The organism is Amycolatopsis sp. NPDC006125, from assembly GCF_040614195.1.
GTDB classification, from domain to species: Bacteria; Actinomycetota; Actinomycetes; order Mycobacteriales; family Pseudonocardiaceae; genus Amycolatopsis_E; species Amycolatopsis_E tucumanensis.
Genome location: NZ_JBEXTZ010000016.1, coordinates 87609 through 105125 on the forward strand (window position 1 = coordinate 87609; position 17517 = coordinate 105125).

A 17517-nucleotide genomic window follows, 5' to 3' on the forward strand; every position below is an offset into this window, starting at 1 on the left:
ACAGGGCGTCAGGACCAGGCCGGGTAGCGCTCGGCGACGGCCGCGTAGCGCTCCGGCCACGCGGGCGGCTCCGCGCCGGCCAGGTGGGCGGCCAGCCGGTCGAAGAAGGCGTGCGTGCCCGGGATGAAGCCCCGCGCGTTGCGCACTGACAGTCCCCGGTGGGTGAACTTCAGCAGGGTGCCGTCCGGCGTCTCGGACAGCTCGTAGCGCACCACCCCGTCCTCGACGATGCGCTGGCGCCACTCGTGCTCGAACACGTGCGGCGGCTGCCACACGAGGATCCGCCCGGTCATGCGCTTGGCGTCGTCGGGCGCGGGCGGGTCCTCGGGCAGCATCTCGATGGTGCCCGCCTCGGTGTCCAGGACCGTTTCGCCGAACCACGCCCGCCGCCGCGCGGGATCGGTGATCGCGGCCCACACCGTCTCGATCGGGAAGGGCAGGTGGCGCTCGAAGCGGATGACCGCCGCCTCGCCGTCGGTTTCGATCGTGCCGTTCTCGGAGCTCACTCCTGGTGTCCTTCCTGGTTGCGCGCCAGGTGGCGCTCGAGGGAATCGAGGTGGCGCGCCCAGTAGCGGCGGTACCGGCCCAGCCACTTGTCGATCTCGGCCAGGCCGTCCGGGCGCAACGCGTAGATCCGGCGTTGCCCGTCCGGGCGAACTTCGACCAGCCCGACCTCCCGCAGGATCCGCAGGTGGCGGGACACGGCCGGCTGGGTGAGACCGGGCAGCGCCGCGACCAGATCGCCCGCGGGCAGCTCGCCCTGGGCCAGAAGGTCCAGCAGGGTGCGCCGGCTGGGCTCGGCCACCGCTTCGAAGACGTCCACCCGCGAAGTATCACACAAGACGTATATAAGCGCCAGCAAATATGCGGGTTTGAAAGCGGCGCGGGAAGGTACCCCGGAAGCACACCGAAGCTGAAGGAGTTGCGATGACAATCGGTGGAATCATCAGCGCGATCGTCGTTGGTTTGATCATCGGCGCGCTCGGTCGGCTGATCGCACCCGGCAAGCAGGGGATTCCGATCTGGCTCACGATCATCGTCGGTATCGTCGCGGCGTTCATCGGCACCGCGATCGCGCGGGGCATCGGCTACGCGGACACCAAGGGCTTCGACTGGCTGGAGCTGATCACCCAGGTGGTCATCGCGGCGATCGGGGTCTCGCTGGTCAGCGGCATGTACGGCCGGCGAAAACTGACCAGGTAACGCATTCGGACGTGGTGCCCGGGAAGGTCCGCCTTCCCGGGCACGTTCGCGTTCAGGACCGGAACGCGGCGCAGCCGACGGCCACGAACGACTGCTGCGGCGAGCGCCACAGCACCTCGGCCCACCGGTTGTCGGTCAGCTGCTTGCCCTCGGCTCCGACACAGGTGTACTGCCCGCCCGTGACGACCTGCCCGCACGGCAGGTCCCGCTCCGGCGCGTGCACGCAGGTCGTGTAGTTGGTGCAGGTCAGCGTGTGCAGCAGCGCCGAGCCGACGTCCGCGGCCGCCCGGATGTTCAGCTTGCAGCCGTTCTGCGGCGAAGCGTGCACCAGGGCCGGCTCGCCCTCCGCGGCCGTGGCCGTCCCGGGCAGCACCACCACCGCCGCGGCCGCCGCCAGCAGGGCAAGGGACTTCTTCACGTGGATCCTCCCTCTCTCGAGAACGGTGACGGAGGGTATCGGAACGTACGCGGAGTGATCGCGCCGGTATGTTCGCCCGATGGACCTCGACCACCAGGGGCTCACCCGGCTGCCCGAACTGCCCGCCGGCCTGGAGTACCTGAGCGCCTACGACAACGAGCTGACCGAGCTGCCGGACGAGTTGTGGGACCTCGACCGGCTGGCCGTGCTGAACCTGGCCGCGAACCGGCTGACCTCGATCCCTGCCGGCATCGCGCGGCTGACCTCGCTGCACACCCTCGACCTCGGCCACAACCAGCTCACCGAACTACCCAGCGAGCTGGGCGACCTGCCGAACCTGACCGAGTACCTGTACCTCTCGGACAACCGCCTGACGACGCTGCCGGACTCGCTGACCCGCCTCGGCCGTCTGCGCTACCTGAGCGCGACGGACAACGGGCTGAAGTCGCTGCCCTCGGACCTCTCCGGCCTGCGTGAGCTGCGCGAACTGCGCCTGTACCGCAACGACCTGCACGAGCTGCCGGACAGCATCGGCGAGCTGAGCAAGCTGCGGGAGCTGCACCTGCGCGGCAACCACCTCACCGAGCTGCCCGCGTCCGTCGGGAAGCTGCGCGACCTGCGGTACCTGGACCTGCGGGAGAACGAGCTGCGCACGCTGCCGGACGGGCTCGCCGAGCTGCCGCTGGTGAAACTCGACCTGCGCTGGAACCGGTGGCTGGAGACCCCGGACTGGCTCGACGACCTCGACGACTGCCTCGTGCTGCGCTGAGATCAGGCGACCACGGCCAGCAGGGTGGTCACCGCCCCGGCGAGTTCGCGGTCGCCGTCGAGGTCCGCGCGGCGGCGGGCCTCGTCGACGGAGATGCCCCGCGTGGCCAGGCGCCAGAAGTCGCCGGGCCGCATGGTGACGGTGGCGGCGGGTTCGCCCCCGGCGGCCATCCGCCAGCGCTGCCCGTCCGACCGGGCGTGCCACGTCCCGCCGTCGGGGACGACCACCCGCACCACGGTGCCCTCCGGGCGAACCACGTCTCGCAGCGTGTGGGGCAGCGCGCGCATGAACGCGTCCAGCACCGGGCGCACCAGCTCGGGCTCGTCCGCGCCGGGCCGCCCCACCGCGTCCCGGATCTGTTGCTGGTGCACCCAGAACTCGGTGTACTCGCGCGCGATGTCCAACCACGCCGGGCTGGTGCCGGGACCGGCCCACGACACGTCCAGCATCGCCGGCGCGGTCAGGTCGAAGGACTCCCACAGCCGGTCGAGCTCGGGGCCGAGAACGGTGAGCAACTGGACGATCAGCTCGGGGCTGACCTGCCGCATCGCACGGACGAACTCGTCGTTGACCCGGGTCAGGTAGGCGGGCAGGGTCTCGTCGTTGGCGAACTTCGCCCCGGCGAAGCCGTCCCGGCCGCCGGACAACCGGCGCATGTAGTCGTTCAGGATGTGCCCGGCGAGGTCGTGCACCGTCCAGCCAGGGCACACCGTCGGCGCCGACCACTCCGCCGCGCTCAGCGAGCCCAGCAACCGCAGCAGTTCGCGACGCTCCCGGCCGAACAGCGGCCGCACGTCCAGCACCGGTCCGAAGATCTCCACCACCGGATGCTGACAGCGGCCCCGGCGGCTCCGCTACCGGATTTCCGTGCCGTGCCCCGGGTCGGAGCTCACCCCGAAACCACACAGCACGGCCGGCTTCGGGGCGTAGGTGACGGTCCTGGTGTCGCGGCGGACCTCCGCTCCGGTGGTCACGTCGTAGAGCACCCGGGTGTCGGTGGTGGTGAAGCCGGGGCGGCCGCCGGACGGGCGGCAGTCCGGACCGGGGCCGCCGGGCTGCAGCGGTGGCGGCCGGAAGTCCGAGAACGAACCGGTCGAGGACTCCACGCGGTACTGCTTGGTGCCCCAGATCTTCACCGTGACGCTGCCGCCGGACACCGACGCCTGGATCGCCACCCCGCTCTTGAGGCTGTCGGTGAACTTCAGGTCCACCGCCGCCCCGTCGGCGGTGATCGCGACGGCGTCCCGGCCCGCCGGGTAGCGGTCCAGGTGGTAGCTGTGCTCGGTGTGGCCCGCGTCGGTCAGGCCCGCGAAGTACGCCGCGTTGTAGAGGGTCGTCGCCAGCTGCGACGAGCCGCCGCCGATGACCTCCGGGCCGAACCCGTCCTCGTTGACCGGCGCCGGGACGTACCCCTGCGACTGGCTGCGGGCGCCCACCCGCGCGTTGAGGCTGAACGTCTCACCGGGCCGCAGGATCGTGCCGTTCACCTTGTCCGCCATGATCCGCGCGTTCGTCGCGGCCGGGCCGGACAGCCCGCTGGTGGTGAACTCGCCGACGACCTCCTTGATGCCCAGCGCGTTCGCCTCCTCGGTGGTGGTCTGCGGGCGGGTCGTCTGGTAGCGCACCGCCAGGTCGCGGCCGTCCGGCTTGGCGAGGACGTCCATCAGCGGCTGGAACGTCCGGTTCCAGTCGATCTTGCGCGCGTCCTCGGACGGCTGGACGGCGGGCGCGCCACCGGCGAACACGATCTGCGCGTCCTTGCCGCGCTTCTCGGTGGACACCAGCGGGTCCCGCACCGCCTGCTGCAGCTTCCCCGGATCGGCCTCGACCCGCAGCGCGCCGCCGTCGGCCGGGCTGAACTTCAGGGCGGCGGCGATCGCGCTGGGCTTGAGCACCGCGTCGGCGCCGTCGCCGTGCAGCGTGACCGGCTTGGCGACCGCGGGCGCGACCAGCCGCTCCAGCGCCGAGTGCACCCCGGCCGAGGTGACCTTGACCGGCGTCAGCACGACCGGCAGCCGCACGCCGCTCTTGTCCAGCCAGGTGGCCCGCAGGATGTCCCCGGCGCCCTTGACGTCGACCAGGTCCTGCCCGTTTCTCGGCTCGATCGGGTACGGGTTCACCCCGCCGTCGGTGCCCGGGACCGTCACGAACCCGATGCTGCCCTCGGTGGGTGGGTGGTTGATGCGCTCGGCCGCCAGCCGCGCGATGGACTGGTGCAGCTTGTCCGGATCGGTGGACGTGACGACCCCGACCTCGCGGGTGCGAAAGAACGACGTGATCCGGTCGAGCGGGTCCAGCGGCTGGCGCCCGGCCTGCGCGACGGTCGACGACCAGTCGACGGTCAGGCCGGACCGCGCCGGGTCGAGCGTGGTGCGCACGTCCCCGGCCTCGACCGGGACCGGCGCGTTCAGGCGCGGGCCCAGCTCGCGGCGCAGCTTCGCCTCGGCGTCCTCCCGGCTGAGCCCGCCGACCTCGACACCGGCGACCGTGACGCCGCGCGGCACGTCACCGGCGCTGACGATCAGGTCCGCGCCGTAGAGGATGACCCCGACGCCCAGCAGGCAGCCGGCGACCATGAACGCGCGGGCCAGGAAGCGCTTGCCGGGCGACGGTGGCGCCGCGGGCGCGTCGCCGACCTCAAGGAGTTCCCCGACCAGGGCGTCCTCGGTCGCGTCGAGCGGTTCGTCCAGCAGGAACTCGGCGGGCGGACGCGGTCCGACCGCGGTCTCGGCGTTCCGGAGGGAATCAGGGTCCCGCTCCGGCCAGTACTGGTCCTCCCGCCCCACGCTTCCTCCCGGACGCGTTACAAGTACAGGCCCGTCCCGTGCTCCGTGCGCTCGGTGGCCACCGCGTGGATGTCGCGCTCCCGCATCACCAGGTACGCCTCGCCCTGGACCTCGACCTCGAGCTGGTCCTCGGGGTTGAACAGCACGCGGTCGCCGACCTTCACGTTGCGTACATTACTGCCTACCCCCAGTACGTCGCCCCACGCGAGACGGCGCGCCACCTGAGCGGTCGCCGGAATCACGATGCCGCCGCTGCTGCGGCGCTCTCCCTCCTCCGCGGAGACCCGGACGAGGACGCGGTCGTGCAGCATCTGGATTTCCAGCTTCGCCGCGGCGTCCGGCAGGTTCTTGGCTTCCGACACGCCGGTAATGCTACGTGTCCTCAGCGTGCCGCGGAGACCAGCGGTTGCCGTCCGCGCAGGGTGAAGTCCCGGTGCGTGGTCCCGCCCTCGCGCACCAGCGCGCGGCTCGCGGTCGCCTCGAACCCGGGCGCGGACACGACCAGGTCGACGAACTGACCGGGCAGCCCGGCGACCGCGTAGCGGCCCTCGTCGTCGGCCGTCGTGCGGACGAGCTGGTGCCCGCGGCCGTCCATCACCGTCACCGCGGCGCCCGGCACCGGTGAGCCGTCGGCCGCGTGGACCGCGCCGGTCAGCGTCGGCACCGGCTCACCGAAGTGGCGGCGGTCCGCCGGCACCGCGGTCGGCTGCGGCATCTCGAAGGCAGGGTCCTCGACCGGCGGCTCCTCGACCGCGCCGCCCTTGCGGCGCTGCACGAGGGCGTGACCGGCGATCAGCACGACGCCGAGCAGGACCCACCCGCACAGCACCAGCACCGGCCGCAGCACGCCCCGGCCGTCGAAGTAGAAGATGCCGCGCAGGGCCTCGATCAGGTTGCCCATCGGGAAGAACGGGTGCAGCGCGCGGAAGAACCCGGGGACCATCTGGACCGGCACCGCGCCGCCGCTGGACGGCATCGACAGCAGCACGAACAGACCCATCGCCACCCCGGGGAACCACTGCTTGACCAGCGGCACCAGGCCGAACGAGGTCAGCGAGACGGCCTGCGTGAGCAGGAATGCGACGGGGATCGCGACCGGGTCGTTCGGGATGACGTCCATCGCGACGCCGCCGGCGTAGCCGATGAGGGTGAGCAGGGCGCCGAAGCCGACCAGCGTGGCGACCTTGGCGCGGCGGCTCAGCGTGACCGCCCGCAGCAACATCATCACGACGATGTAGCTGGGGATGTTCCAGATCAGCACGAGGTAGAACAGACCGGTGCCCATCGCGTCGCCGGGTTCGGTCGGCGCGAGGTCGACGACGGTGAGCGCGTGCCCGGTCTGGGCGGCCACCGGGGCGAAGGCCTGGTTGAGGACCGATTCGAGCAGGTAGCCGTCGGCCTTGGCGACGAAGAGCGTCGGGCGCGCCGGATCGGCCGAGTAGGCGGCGGTGGCGTCGCGGTCGAGCACCGCCTGGCGGGCCTGGTCGGCGGTGGCGACCGGCTGGATGTCGAACGCGTCGGGGCTCGCCTGGCCCAGGGCCGCCTCGATGCGCGCCGCGGCGGTCTCGTCGGCGACCGCGACCTCGATGTGGTGCGGCGACGGCGCGTGGAACGCGAGCAGGTAGCAGAAGACGAAGCCGAGGGCGAAGAAGACCGGGAACCACAGGCTTTCGGCCAGGGTGCGGAGCTTTCCGGGTTCTTGTTCCTGGGTTTCGACATGTTCCGCCATGCTGTCAGCTTATCACTTTTTGCAGGCGCTGCAAAAATGCAGTACTGTAAGAATCGTGAGCCCGCCCACCGGTCTGCGCGAGCGCAAGAAGGAAGCCACCCGCGAAGCACTGCGCCACGCGGCCGTCACGCTGTACCGCCGGCACGGGCCGGACGCGGTGACGGTCGAGGACATCTGCGCGGCCGCCGGGGTCTCGCCGCGGACGTTCTTCAACTACTTCGCGACCAAGGACGAGGCTGTGCTGTCGCTGGACATCGCGGCCGCCACGCTGGGGCAGCGCATCGCGGACCGGCCCGCGGACGAGCCGCCGCTGACGGCGTTGCGGGAGGTGTTCGCCGGGCGCTTCGCCGAACTGGCCGCCACGGACGTGTGGACCGAGCGGACGCTGCTGCTGCGGGAACACCCGGAGCTGATGCCGCGAGTGGCACAGGCCAACCGCGCGCTCGAAGAGGCGGTGGCCGAAGCCCTGGCCGCGCGCACCGGACTACCGGCGGACGACCTCTACGTGCGGACCACGGCCGCGGCCGCGATCGGCGCGAACCGGGCCGCCATCGGACGGTGGCAGCCCGGTTCGGATCCGGACCTGGTCACGTTGTTCCACCAGGCCATGGACGTGCTGGAGAGCGCCTTCACGCCCCCGCGAGGATCAGCTGGAGGCGGTCCGGCCCGTCCGGCGTGATCCGGATCGGCACGCCCCAGTCCTGGCGGGTCACCCGGCAGACCGGGTGCTCGGCGTCGGCGTCGCAGCTCGCGGCCTGCGCCACGACCTGCAGCACGCCCTCGGTGTGGCCCTCGGCGATCTTGAGCGTCCGGGTCAGCTCGGTGCCGGTGCCCTCGCCCTCGGCCAGCAGCTCCGGCGGCGCGGCGGTCACCTGCAGGCGGGTCGACGGGCCGAACCGGTCGTCGAGCTTCTCGCCCGGCGGCGGGGTGAAGACGACGGAGAACTCGACCGTGCCCGCGGCCAGCTCGGTCGGCGGGCGGCGCACGGCGAGCGCGTCCCCGGCGACCTGCTGCCCGTCCGCGCTCAGCGGCAGCGCGGTGAGGCGGTGCGCGGCCGACTCGACGACCAGCAGCGCGTCCCCGGTGACCAGCAGGCCCGACGGCTCGGCGAGGTCCTTCGCCAGCGTGGACACCTTGCCGCTCGCAGGGTCGTAGTGGCGGACGGCGCCGTTGTAGGTGTCCGCGATCGCGATGGTGCCGTCGGCCAGCACCGCGACGCCCAGCGGGTGCTGCAGCAGCGCGTCCGCGGCGTCGCCGTCGCGGTGGCCGAAGGAGAACAGGTCGGTGCCGATCGCGGTGTGCACGGCGCCGTCCTCCAGGTAGCGCAGCGCGGAGGTCTCGGCGTCGGCGAGCCACAACCGGTCGCCCTGGACGGCGAGGCCGGAGGTCTGCGCGAAGAACGCCTCGGCGGCCGCGCCGTCACGCAGGCCCTCGACGGTCGTGCCGGCGAACCGGGAGATCCGGCCGGTGCGCGGATCGAACAGGCCCAGCGTGTGGTTGCCCGCCATCGCGACGACCGCGCCGCCCGCGGGCTCCCACCAGATCACGTCCCACGGGCTGGTGAGGTCGATGGACAGCGCGTCGCCGTCGGTCTCGCCGTCACGCCACTGGTTGCCGGTGCCGGCGACCGTGGTCACCTCGCCGGTGACGAGGTCCACGCCACGCAGCAGGTGGTTGGCCGTGTCGGCGACGAGCAGGTGGTAGCCGGCCTGGTCGGCGACCTCGGCGGGCAGCAGCGCGAGACCGGACGGCTCGGCCAAGCTCGCGACGTCGAACGCGCCGTCGGCGCGGCCGCGGGCGCCGCTGCCGAAGCGGCGGATCAGGGTCTCGCCGTCGGAGGCGAACTCGGCGATCGAGTGGTTGCCGGTGTCGGCGACCAGGATGCGGCCCTCGGCGGTGACCACCGCCTTGCTGGGGAAGCGCAGGTCGGCGGGCTGCTCGTCGACCGGCACGTACGGGTTGCCGCCGCGGCGCAGGGTGCCCTCCGCGTCGTGGGTCTCGACGAGCTCGGCGATGACCCGGCGCAGCGCCTCGGCGTGCCCCTCGCCGGCGGCGGTGTGCACGACGTAGCCCTGCGGGTCGACGATCACCAGCGTCGGCCAGGCCTTCACGGCGTACTGCGACCAGGTCGTCATGTCGGGGTCGTTGAGGACCGGGTGGTGCACTTCGTAGCGGCGCACGGCCGCCTCGATGGCCGCGGCCTCGCCCTCGTGCAGGAACTTCGGCGAGTGCACACCGATCGTGACGAGCACGTCGGCGAACTCCTCCTCCAGCGGGCGCAGCTCGTCCAGGACGTGCAGGCAGTTGATGCAGCCCGACGTCCAGAAGTCGAGCAGCACGATCTTGCCGCGCAGCTGGGCCAGCGTGACGGTCTCACCGCCGGTGTTCAGCCACACGTCGCCGGCGAGTTCGGGCGCGCGCACGCGCGCCTGCCGTTGCTCTGATGCCACGGAACGGTTCAACGAGACGCGGGAATCCGCTTGTTCCCGCAGCTCACGATGTGGAATCTCACAGCCGTTCCAGCGCGTCCGCGATGATGGCGGGGTCGGTGAGCGGCGCGAGGTGGTGGGTGTCCAGGCGCTGCACGGGCCAGCCGCGTCCGGCGGCTTCGCGGGCTTCCTCGTCGTAGGCGCCGCTGAGCTGGAGGTAGGCGCTCGGCGGTTCGGTCTCGGCGGGCGCGGGTTCGGTGAAGTAGGCGAGCGGGACGCGGGGCAACCCGGCCAGGAACTCGTCGCGGATCCGCTGGTCGGGCAGCAGGTCCTCGACCGTGCCGGGCGGGAACCACTCGTGCCACGGCGGGAGCCTGCCGTCGGCGGCCAGGTCGCGCAGGCGCTGGGCCAGCTCGGGCGGCGCGGTGTCGAACCAGCTGCGACCCGGGTGCGGCAGGAGGGCGTCGACGAAGACGGCCCGCGGAGCGCCGGTGCGGGCGGCGATCCCGGCGGCCAGCGCACCCGCGCCGCTGTGCACCACCAAGGTGCCGGGTTCGCGGACCGCGTCGAAGAGCCGCGGGTAGTAGGGGCCGGGCCCGTCGAGCGCGGCGACCAGGGACGGGGTGGCCACGCGGTGGCCACGCGAACGGAGTTCGTCGGCGACCCGCTGCCAGGTCTGCGGACCCACGAGCGGGCTGTGGACCAGGACGAATTCGGCCATCACGCTCCAATCGGGCAATTCATTTCGGATCACATCCGGACTTCGTTGATCACTACCATGGGGCACATGGACGAGGCGTTGCGCGCTGTGGAGAACAGTCTGGACCGCCCGTCCGCGGCGCGGGTCTACGACTACTTCATCGGCGGCACGACGAACTACGCCATCGACCGGGAGTTCGCGCAGAAGATCCGGCGCAGGCTGCCGCTCATCGGCGAGTACATGAAGACCAGCAGGCAGTTCCTCGGCCGCGCGGTGCGGGAGTGCGCGCGGCTGGGGGTGCGGCAGTTCGTGGACATCGGGTCGGGGCTGCCGACGGCGGGCAACGTGCACGACGTCGCCGACGAGGCGCGGCCCCAGCGCGACAGCCGGGTCGTGTACGTGGACAACGAGCCGGTCGCGCTGGCGCACTCGCAGCTGCTGCTGGCCGACAGCGCCGACCCGGCGCGGCACGTGGCGATCGCCGCCGACTTCATGCACGCCGAGGACCTGTGGGAACGGGTGCTGGACACCGGCATGGTCGACGCGCGGCAGCCGGTCGCGCTCGTGATCAACGCGGTGCTGCACTTCATCAAGGACGCCGACGACCCGGACAGCCGCGTGGCCTACTTCCGGAACCGGCTCGCGCCGGGCTCGCTGCTGGTCCTGTCGCAGATGACGAACGAAAACCCGCGCAGCGACGAGGAGCGGCAGGCGCTGGCCGACCTGGTGGAGTACTACGAGGGCACCACGAACCCCGGGCAGCTGCGCACGAGCGCCGAGTTCGCCCGCTTCTTCGGCGACTGGGAGCTGCTCGAGCCCGGGCTGGTGTACGCGCCGTCGTGGCACCCGGACCGGCGCACCCTGTTCCGCCGGACGCCCTCGGAGTCCCGCGTCCTCGGCGGCGTGGCCCGCAAGCCCTGAGCGAACACGCTTCCGGCGGCCGCCGGGCGGTGCCAGGTTGGGGACATGCGGGTGGTGTTCGTGCACGGTGCCCTGGTCCGCGACGGCGCCTGGTGGTGGAGCCGGATGGCGCCGCTGCTGCCGGAGAGCGTGGCGGTGGAGCTGCCCAGCTGCGGTGGCGGGGGTGACCTGTACGCGGACGTCGCGGCGGTGCGGGCGGCGCTGGACGACGGCCCCGCGGTGCTGTGCGGGCACTCCTACGGCGGAGTGGTGATGACCGAGGCCGCGGCGGATCACCCGGCGGCGCGGCACCTGGTCTACGTCGACTCGTACCTGCCCGACGTTGGCGAGTCCCTGTCCGACGTGACCGGCGGCGTGGCGCCGGTGGAGCCCGCCGGGGAGGGGCTGGTGTCGCTGCGCCCCTCGCTCGCGCCGCGCTACGTGCACGACTGCGACCCGGACGTTGCGGCCGGCGCCATGACGCGGCTGGTCCCGCAGACCGCGGCGGCGTTCACCCAGCGGGTGCGGGCCGCCGCGTGGCGCTCGCTGCCCTCGACGTACGTGGTGTGCGCCGACGATCCGGCGACACCGCCGGACGTGCAACGCGAGCAGGCGAAACGGGCTGGCTCGGTGGTCGAGATGACGTGCGGGCACCACCCGTTCCTGACGCGGCCGGCGGAACTCGCGGCCGTGCTGAGACAGGTGGGCTAGGGTCGGCGGCCGTGCGGCGCGTCATGGTGCTCGGCTGCGGTGGGGCGGGGAAGTCGACCTTCTCCCGGCGGCTGGGCGCGCTGCTCGACCTCCCGGTCACCCACCTCGACCACGTCTACTGGCAGCCGGGCTGGGTGCCGCTGCCCGCCGGGGAGTTCGCCGCGCGGCAGCGGGCCCTGGTCGCCGGCGAGCGGTGGCTCCTCGACGGGAACTACGGCGGCACGCTGGAGATCCGGCTCGCCGCCGCCGACACCGTGATCCTTCTCGACCCGCCGCGGAGGGTCTGCCTGCGCCGGGCCGTCCTGCGTGTCCTGCGGGGCTGGGGGCGGGACGGGCAGGCGCCGGGCTGCCCGGAACGTCTGTCCCTCGAGTTCCTGGCCTGGATCTGGGCCTTCCGCCGCCGCTCGCGGCCCCGGGCCCTGCGCGCGATCGCCGAGCACGGCTGCGGCGCCCGGCAGTACCTGCTGACCACCCCGCGCGAGGCCGGGCTGTTCCTCTCCGGCCTGGCCCGGGAGAAATCCGCCGGTTCCGGACGTTGAACCGGTATGGCTGTCGTGTTGCTGCTGTACATCGTCGCCGAGGTGGCTGCCGTTTGGGCGGTCAGCTCGCTCATCGGCTTCCTGGGCACGCTCGGGCTGCTCGTCGTCGGGGCGTTCCTGGGCTCCTGGCTGGCCCGGCGGGAAGGGGCGCGCGCCGCTCAGGCGTTCCTCGCCACCGCTCGCGCCGGCCGCTCGCCGCACGCAGAGATCACCGACGGCATGCTCGTCGCGTTCGGCGGGTTGCTCATCATGATCCCGGGCTTCCTCTCCGACCTCGCCGGGCTGGCGCTGCTGCTGCCGCCCACCCGCGGCATCGTCCGCCGGGCCTGGCTCAAACGCGCCGAACGCCGCATGCCGAACCGGCTCATCGTCGTCGACAGCGAGGTGGTCGACAAGGAGACCACCAACCGCCCGATCATCGAAGGCTAAGCCGGCTTCGGTATATCGAAATAACCCGACAGCCGCACCGCGGGCGCGTACTCGCCCTTCACCTTGACCTTGCCGGTCACGAACATCGCCGCCACCGCGGCGTTGCCCGTCGCGACGCGGAAGAAGTCGTCCGGCGCGATCGTGATCGTCGTGTCCGGCTCGCGCCCCAGGTCCTTCCCCGAGTGGCACCGGCCGTCCTCGATGACCGTCTGGAACCGGTCGTACCCGCCGATGCCGGAGCCGCCCGGGAACCGCCAGCACACCACGACGCTCGAATACCGCGCCTTCTCCGCCAGGAAGTGGTCCGACATCCGGCGGAAGATCTCCTCCAGGAACACCATCCGCAGCTCGGGGTGCTCACCGATCGCCCTGAGCTGCTCCTTCGACGCGCGCCGCACGACGTCGGCGAGCGTTTCCGTGGACATCCCGCTCAGGTGCACGCCGGTCCCGGCCGACCCCAGCATGTGCAGAGTTTCGAGCAGCTGGATGAACTGCTCCGCGGACAGCCTGCTCAGATCGATCTGGCGGGCGAACGCGTCGACCACTGTGCCGGACACAGGCGGAGATTCTACCGGCGAAGGGGTGAGGAGGTAGCGTTTCGGCGTGAAGGAGGTCGGCGTGACGGAAGACGTGAAGACCCCGCGCTCGCGGCGGTTGCCCAGAGCCGTGCGAGAACGGCAGATCCTGGACGCCGCCGTGGAGGTGTTCTCCCGGCACGGCTACCACTCCGCGTCGATGGACGAGATCTCCGAGGTCGCCGGCGTCTCCAAGCCGATGATCTACTCCTACCTCGGCGCCAAGGAAGACCTGTTCGCCAAGTGCATCCGCCGCGAGGCAGGCCGCCTGCTGGAGGCGGTCCGCGACGGACTGCGCTCGGAACTGCCGCCGGACATGCAGTTGTGGCACGGGCTGCGGTCGTTCTACCGCTTCGTCGCCGAGTACCGGGACTCCTGGACGGTGCTGCACCGCCAGGCGCTGACCGTCGGCGGCCGGTTCGCCGACGAGATCACCATGCTGCGCTCGCGCGCCATCGAGGTGGTCACCGCGCTCGTGGTCACCGCGGGCATGAAGAAGGGCCTGGGGGACCGGGCCGAGTTCTCCGGCCCGGCCCTCGCCGTGGCGCTCGTCGGAGCCGCCGAATCACTGGCCGACTGGTGGCTCGATCACTCCGAGGTGTCGGACGGCGTGCTCGCGTCGTGGCTGATGAACCTGGTGTGGCTGGGGTTCAACGACCTCATCGAGGGTTCGGTGTGGCGTCCGGAGGAGTGATCGTCCCCTCCAGGTGCGGCTTCGGCTTCTTCGCCGCCCACAGCTCGAAAGCCCACCCTTCACCCGTCTGCCACGACGTGAACGCCACCTTCGCCGGCAGCAACACGGGCAGCTTGAACTTCACGTCGACCGTGTAGGCGTCCGGCAGTCTGCCCTCGAACGCGGCCAGCACACGCGCCTTCGTCCACATGCCGTGCGCGATCGCCGACGGGAACCCGAACAGCTTCGCGGTCAGCGGGTGCAGGTGGATCGGGTTGCGGTCGCCGGAGACCTCGGCGTAGCGCCGGCCGATGTCGGCGGGCACGCGCCAGATCGCCTTCGGCGCGGGCGCCGCGAGCTGCTCGCGCTTCCCGCCGCCCTCACCGCCGCCGCGCCGCAGGTACGTGCTCACCTCTGTCCAAATCGGACCGTCGGCGGTGGTGAACTCGCTGATCACGTCGAACTGGCGGCCCTTTTCGTGTGGCCGCAGGTTCTCCGCTCGCACCCGCACCGTGCCGGTGTCGGTCAGCCGCACCGGGCGGCGCTGCGTGATGCGGTTGGCGACGTGCACCATGCCCAGCAGCGGGAACGGGAAGTCCGGCTGCGTCATCAGCGCCATCTGCAGCGGAAACGCGAGCATGTGCGGGTAGGTCACCGGCAGTTCGTCGCCCAGCCGGAACCCGCAGACCTGGTTGTAGGCCGCCACGTGCGCGGGGTCGAAGTCGACACCCGCGCGCACGTACTCGGTGTCCGGCAGGCCGCCGCCACCGCTGTGTGGCAGCAACGCCTTGGCGTACAACGGCGCCAGCTTCGGCGCCTCGCGGAGTTCCTTCGTGCCCATCACGCCCCCAGCAGAGCCTGGCCGCACACGCGGACCACGTTGCCGTTCACCGCGGCCGACGCGGGGTTGGCGTACCAGGCGATCGTCTCGGCGACGTCCACCGGCAGCCCGCCCTGACCGAGGCTGGACAGGCGCCGCCCGGCCTCGCGGATGAACAGCGGGACCGCCGCGGTCATCTTCGTCTCGATGAAGCCGGGCGCGACGGCGTTGATGGTGGCGCCGTACTCGGCGAGCTTCGGCGCGCCGTCCTGGACCATGCCGATCACGCCGGCCTTGCTGGTGCCGTAGTTGGTCTGGCCCACGTTGCCCGCGATGCCGGCGATCGACGAAACGCCGATGATGCGGCCGTTCTCGCGGAGCACCTTCTCGCTCAGCAGCTTGTCGTTGACCGCCAGCTGCGCGGCCAGGTTCACGGTGATCACCGCGTCCCAGGCGCCCTCGGTGAGGTTGCCGAGGGTCTTGTCGCGCGTGATGCCGGCGTTGTGCACGACGATGTCGACCCCGCCGTGCCGCTCCTTGAGGTAGGCGGCCAGCTTGTCCGGCGCGTCCGCCGCGGTGATGTCCATCTGCAGCGCGGAGCCGCCGACCTCGTTGGCGACCTCGGACAGCTCGCCGCCCTGCGCCGGGATGTCCAGGCCGATCACGTGCGCGCCGTCGCGGGCGAGCACCTCGGCGATCGCCGCGCCGATGCCCCGGGAGGCGCCGGTGACCAGGGCGACCTTGCCGTCGAGCGGCTTCTCCCAGTTCTCGATCGCGGGCACCGACGGTGTGCCGGTGGCGCCGACGCGGATCACCTGGGCGTCCACGAACGCCGACTTGGCCGACAGCACGAACCGCAGCGTCGACTCGGCGGCCTCCTCGGCGCCGGGCGCGACGTAGACGAGCTGGGCGGTCGCGCCACGCTTGAGCTCCTTGCCGACCGAGCGGACGAACCCTTCGAGCGCACGCTGGGCGATCCGCTCCCGGCCATCGGCCAGCTCCGGCGGGGTGCCGAGCACGACGACCCGGCCGCAGTAGCCGATCTTGCGGATCACCGGGTGGAAGAACAGGTACACCTCGCGCAGCTGTGCGGGGTCGGTGATGCCGGTGGCGTCGAACACCAGGCCGCCGTAGCGCTGGTCGCCGCCCGCGGGCTCGGTCAGCACCGTGATGCCGGCCGCCGCGAGCTGGTTCTGCACGGTCTTTTCGAGCCGCCCACCGGGCGCGGCGCCGAAAAGTGCGGGACCATCGAGGGCGGGCTGTCCGGGGCGGTAGCGGCGCAGCACCGGCGGGTTGGGCAGCCCGAGCTTGGGCACCAGGAACTTCCCGATCGGCGTCTTGGTGAACTGCTGATACCGGTCGGCCATCACGTGCCTCCTTACCGAGCTTACCTACTCGTGAGTAGGTTACACTGTCATCCGAGGCTCACCACCGCAGTGGGAGGAATTGATGGACGTTCGTCGCGTCGCCATCGTCGGCGGCAACCGCATCCCGTTCGCGCGGTCGAACGGCCGCTACGCCAACGCGTCCAACCAGGACATGCTCACCGCCGCGCTGGACGGCCTGGTGAGCCGCTTCGCGCTGCAGGGCGAGCGCATCGGTGAGGTCGCCGCGGGCGCCGTGCTCAAGCACGCCCGGGACTTCAACCTGGCCAGGGAGAGCGTGCTGGGCAGCAAGCTCTCGCCGGAGACCCCGGCCGCGGACGTCCAGATGGCGTGCGGCACCGGGTTGCAGGCGATCGTCAACGTCGCGAACAAGATCGCGCTCGGCCAGATCGACTCGGCGATCGCCGGCGGCGTGGACACCACCTCCGACGCCCCGCTGGCGGTGAACGACGACCTGCGCCGCATCCTGGTGCAGCTCAACTCCGCGAAGACCGTGGGCCAGCGGCTCAAGCTGCTGACCAAGCTGCGGCCCGGCCAGATCGTGCCGGAGATTCCGCGCAACGCCGAGCCGCGCACCGGGCTGTCGATGGGCGAGCACGCGTCGCTGACGGCCAAGGAGTGGGAGATCTCGCGCGAGGAGCAGGACGTCCTCGCCGCGACCAGCCACCAGCGCCTCGCCGCGGCCTACGAGCGCGGGTTCTTCGACGACCTGGTGACGCCGTACCTCGGCCTGTCCCGCGACCAGAACCTGCGGCCGGACTCGACCGCGGAGAAGCTGGCCAAGCTCAAGCCGGTGTTCGGCGGCCCGGACGGCACGATGACCGCGGGCAACTCGACCCCGCTGACCGACGGCGCGTCGACGGTCCTGCTGGCCACCGAGGAGTGGGCCGCCGCGCGGAAGCTGCCGGTCCTGGCGTACCTGACGTTCTCGGAGACCGCGGCTGTGGACTACGTGCACGGCGGCGAGGGCCTGCTGATGGCCCCGGCGTATGCGGTGCCGCGGATGCTGGCGAAGGCCGGGCTGACGCTGCAGGACTTCGACTTCTACGAGATCCACGAGGCGTTCGCCTCCCAGGTGCTCGCGACGTTGAAGGCGTGGGAGAGCCCGGCGTTCGCCAAGGAGAAGCTGGGGCTGGACGCGCCGCTCGGGCCGATCGACCGGTCGAAGCTGAACGTGAACGGCTCGTCGCTGGCCGCGGGCCACCCCTTCGCGGCGACGGGCGGCCGCATCGTGGCGACGCTGGCGAAGCTGCTGCACGAGAAGGGCTCCGGGCGGGGCCTGATCTCGATCTGCGCCGCGGGCGGCCAGGGCATCACGGCGATCCTGGAGAAGTGAACAGAGGTTTTGAGCGGCGGTGCCGGTTGCTGTGGGCCAGCAGCCGGCCCCCCCGCGGGGTCTGTGTTTGGTGAGCCCCGCGGGGCGCCGGGGGGGTGGGGGGGGGGGGGCGGGC

Annotated in this window: 21 protein-coding genes; 9 read left to right on the forward strand and 12 right to left on the reverse strand. The window is 71.9% G+C overall.

Translation table 11 applies throughout. The features are described 5' to 3' along the window. Window positions 1-8: 8 nt before the first annotated feature. Both ABZ193_RS11110 and ABZ193_RS11115 read right to left on the reverse strand, forming a co-directional pair. The gene (locus ABZ193_RS11110; RefSeq protein ID WP_354709708.1) at window positions 9-506 is read right to left on the reverse strand and encodes an SRPBCC family protein; all 498 of its coding nucleotides are present in this window, start codon (window positions 504-506) and stop codon (window positions 9-11) included. Beyond that, entirely contained in the window at window positions 503-823 is a 321-nt protein-coding gene (locus ABZ193_RS11115; protein WP_020422231.1) for a metalloregulator ArsR/SmtB family transcription factor, read from the reverse strand. Before ABZ193_RS11115 ends, ABZ193_RS11110 begins: the two co-directional genes overlap by 4 nt. Before the next feature lie 104 nt (window positions 824-927). Here ABZ193_RS11115 and ABZ193_RS11120 point away from each other — a divergent pair, with 104 nt between their 5' ends. After that, complete coding sequence (locus ABZ193_RS11120; protein WP_020422232.1) at window positions 928-1203, forward strand: transglycosylase; 276 nt, start codon at window positions 928-930, stop codon at window positions 1201-1203. 52 nt (window positions 1204-1255) lie between these two features. On the opposite strand, the gene ABZ193_RS11125 is transcribed toward ABZ193_RS11120, so the two are convergent. After that, window positions 1256-1621: a hypothetical protein gene (locus ABZ193_RS11125; protein ID WP_020422233.1), complete on the reverse strand. Its 366-nt coding sequence runs from the start codon at window positions 1619-1621 to the stop codon at window positions 1256-1258. A 79-nt stretch (window positions 1622-1700) separates the two neighbouring features. On the opposite strand from ABZ193_RS11125, the gene ABZ193_RS11130 reads away from it, so the two are divergent. Continuing rightward, window positions 1701-2390 (forward strand): leucine-rich repeat domain-containing protein, encoded by a 690-nt coding sequence (locus tag ABZ193_RS11130; RefSeq protein WP_354709710.1) that lies wholly within the window; start codon window positions 1701-1703, stop codon window positions 2388-2390. A 2-nt stretch (window positions 2391-2392) separates the two neighbouring features. Here ABZ193_RS11130 and ABZ193_RS11135 read toward each other — a convergent pair whose 3' ends face one another. From ABZ193_RS11135 to ABZ193_RS11150, 4 genes are all read right to left on the reverse strand, one after another. Then, a complete protein-coding gene (locus tag ABZ193_RS11135; protein WP_354709712.1) occupies window positions 2393-3211 on the reverse strand; it encodes a maleylpyruvate isomerase family mycothiol-dependent enzyme in 819 nt (272 codons plus the stop codon). 33 nt (window positions 3212-3244) lie between these two features. Next, window positions 3245-5176, reverse strand: a complete 1932-nt coding sequence (locus tag ABZ193_RS11140) for a VanW family protein (protein ID WP_354709713.1) — start codon at window positions 5174-5176, stop codon at window positions 3245-3247. Window positions 5177-5193: 17 nt separating this feature from the next. Next, entirely contained in the window at window positions 5194-5487 is a 294-nt protein-coding gene (locus ABZ193_RS11145; RefSeq protein WP_051079572.1) for a co-chaperone GroES, read from the reverse strand. Window positions 5488-5558: 71 nt separating this feature from the next. Further along, entirely contained in the window at window positions 5559-6905 is a 1347-nt protein-coding gene (locus ABZ193_RS11150; RefSeq protein ID WP_354709714.1) for a carboxypeptidase regulatory-like domain-containing protein, read from the reverse strand. 55 nt (window positions 6906-6960) lie between these two features. Here ABZ193_RS11150 and ABZ193_RS11155 point away from each other — a divergent pair, with 55 nt between their 5' ends. Beyond that, a complete protein-coding gene (locus ABZ193_RS11155; RefSeq protein ID WP_354709715.1) occupies window positions 6961-7584 on the forward strand; it encodes a TetR/AcrR family transcriptional regulator in 624 nt (207 codons plus the stop codon). Here ABZ193_RS11155 and ABZ193_RS11160 read toward each other — a convergent pair. Together ABZ193_RS11160 and ABZ193_RS11165 are read right to left on the reverse strand one after the other, a co-directional pair. Next, window positions 7535-9328 (reverse strand): NHL domain-containing thioredoxin family protein, encoded by a 1794-nt coding sequence (locus tag ABZ193_RS11160; RefSeq protein ID WP_354709716.1) that lies wholly within the window; start codon window positions 9326-9328, stop codon window positions 7535-7537. The genes ABZ193_RS11155 and ABZ193_RS11160 overlap by 50 nt on opposite strands. 85 nt (window positions 9329-9413) lie before the next feature. After that, window positions 9414-10055 (reverse strand): alpha/beta hydrolase, encoded by a 642-nt coding sequence (locus ABZ193_RS11165; protein ID WP_354709717.1) that lies wholly within the window; start codon window positions 10053-10055, stop codon window positions 9414-9416. A gap of 57 nt (window positions 10056-10112) precedes the next feature. On the opposite strand from ABZ193_RS11165, the gene ABZ193_RS11170 reads away from it, so the two are divergent. Genes ABZ193_RS11170 through ABZ193_RS11185 form a run of 4 tightly spaced genes read left to right on the forward strand, consistent with a single transcriptional unit; the run spans window position 10113 to window position 12613 of the window. Then, on the forward strand, window positions 10113-10955 hold the full coding sequence (locus tag ABZ193_RS11170; RefSeq protein ID WP_354709719.1) for an SAM-dependent methyltransferase: 843 nt from the start codon (window positions 10113-10115) through the stop codon (window positions 10953-10955). 45 nt (window positions 10956-11000) lie between these two features. Continuing rightward, a complete protein-coding gene (locus ABZ193_RS11175; protein WP_354709720.1) occupies window positions 11001-11645 on the forward strand; it encodes an alpha/beta hydrolase in 645 nt (214 codons plus the stop codon). A gap of 11 nt (window positions 11646-11656) precedes the next feature. Beyond that, window positions 11657-12184 carry a DNA topology modulation protein FlaR gene (locus tag ABZ193_RS11180; RefSeq protein ID WP_354709721.1) on the forward strand — a complete coding sequence of 176 codons (528 nt, stop codon included), beginning with the start codon at window positions 11657-11659 and terminating at the stop codon, window positions 12182-12184. A gap of 6 nt (window positions 12185-12190) precedes the next feature. Then, window positions 12191-12613, forward strand: coding sequence for an FxsA family protein (locus ABZ193_RS11185; protein ID WP_017985824.1), 423 nt, complete (start codon window positions 12191-12193; stop codon window positions 12611-12613). Here ABZ193_RS11185 and ABZ193_RS11190 read toward each other — a convergent pair. Further along, the gene (locus ABZ193_RS11190; RefSeq protein ID WP_027936488.1) at window positions 12610-13170 is read right to left on the reverse strand and encodes an SCP2 sterol-binding domain-containing protein; all 561 of its coding nucleotides are present in this window, start codon (window positions 13168-13170) and stop codon (window positions 12610-12612) included. The two genes, ABZ193_RS11185 and ABZ193_RS11190, sit on opposite strands and share 4 nt — an antisense overlap. A gap of 61 nt (window positions 13171-13231) precedes the next feature. Here ABZ193_RS11190 and ABZ193_RS11195 point away from each other — a divergent pair, with 61 nt between their 5' ends. Then, a complete protein-coding gene (locus ABZ193_RS11195) occupies window positions 13232-13882 on the forward strand; it encodes a TetR/AcrR family transcriptional regulator (protein WP_026153636.1) in 651 nt (216 codons plus the stop codon). Here the strand turns inward: ABZ193_RS11195 and ABZ193_RS11200 are convergent. Beyond that, a complete protein-coding gene (locus tag ABZ193_RS11200; RefSeq protein ID WP_354709727.1) occupies window positions 13848-14702 on the reverse strand; it encodes a MaoC/PaaZ C-terminal domain-containing protein in 855 nt (284 codons plus the stop codon). The two genes, ABZ193_RS11195 and ABZ193_RS11200, sit on opposite strands and share 35 nt — an antisense overlap. Continuing rightward, entirely contained in the window at window positions 14702-16048 is a 1347-nt protein-coding gene (locus ABZ193_RS11205) for a 3-oxoacyl-ACP reductase (protein ID WP_354709723.1), read from the reverse strand. The genes ABZ193_RS11200 and ABZ193_RS11205 overlap by 1 nt, the downstream gene beginning before the upstream one ends. Before the next feature lie 82 nt (window positions 16049-16130). Here ABZ193_RS11205 and ABZ193_RS11210 point away from each other — a divergent pair, with 82 nt between their 5' ends. After that, complete coding sequence (locus ABZ193_RS11210) at window positions 16131-17402, forward strand: acetyl-CoA C-acetyltransferase (protein ID WP_020422248.1); 1272 nt, start codon at window positions 16131-16133, stop codon at window positions 17400-17402. Window positions 17403-17517: the final 115 nt, after the last annotated feature.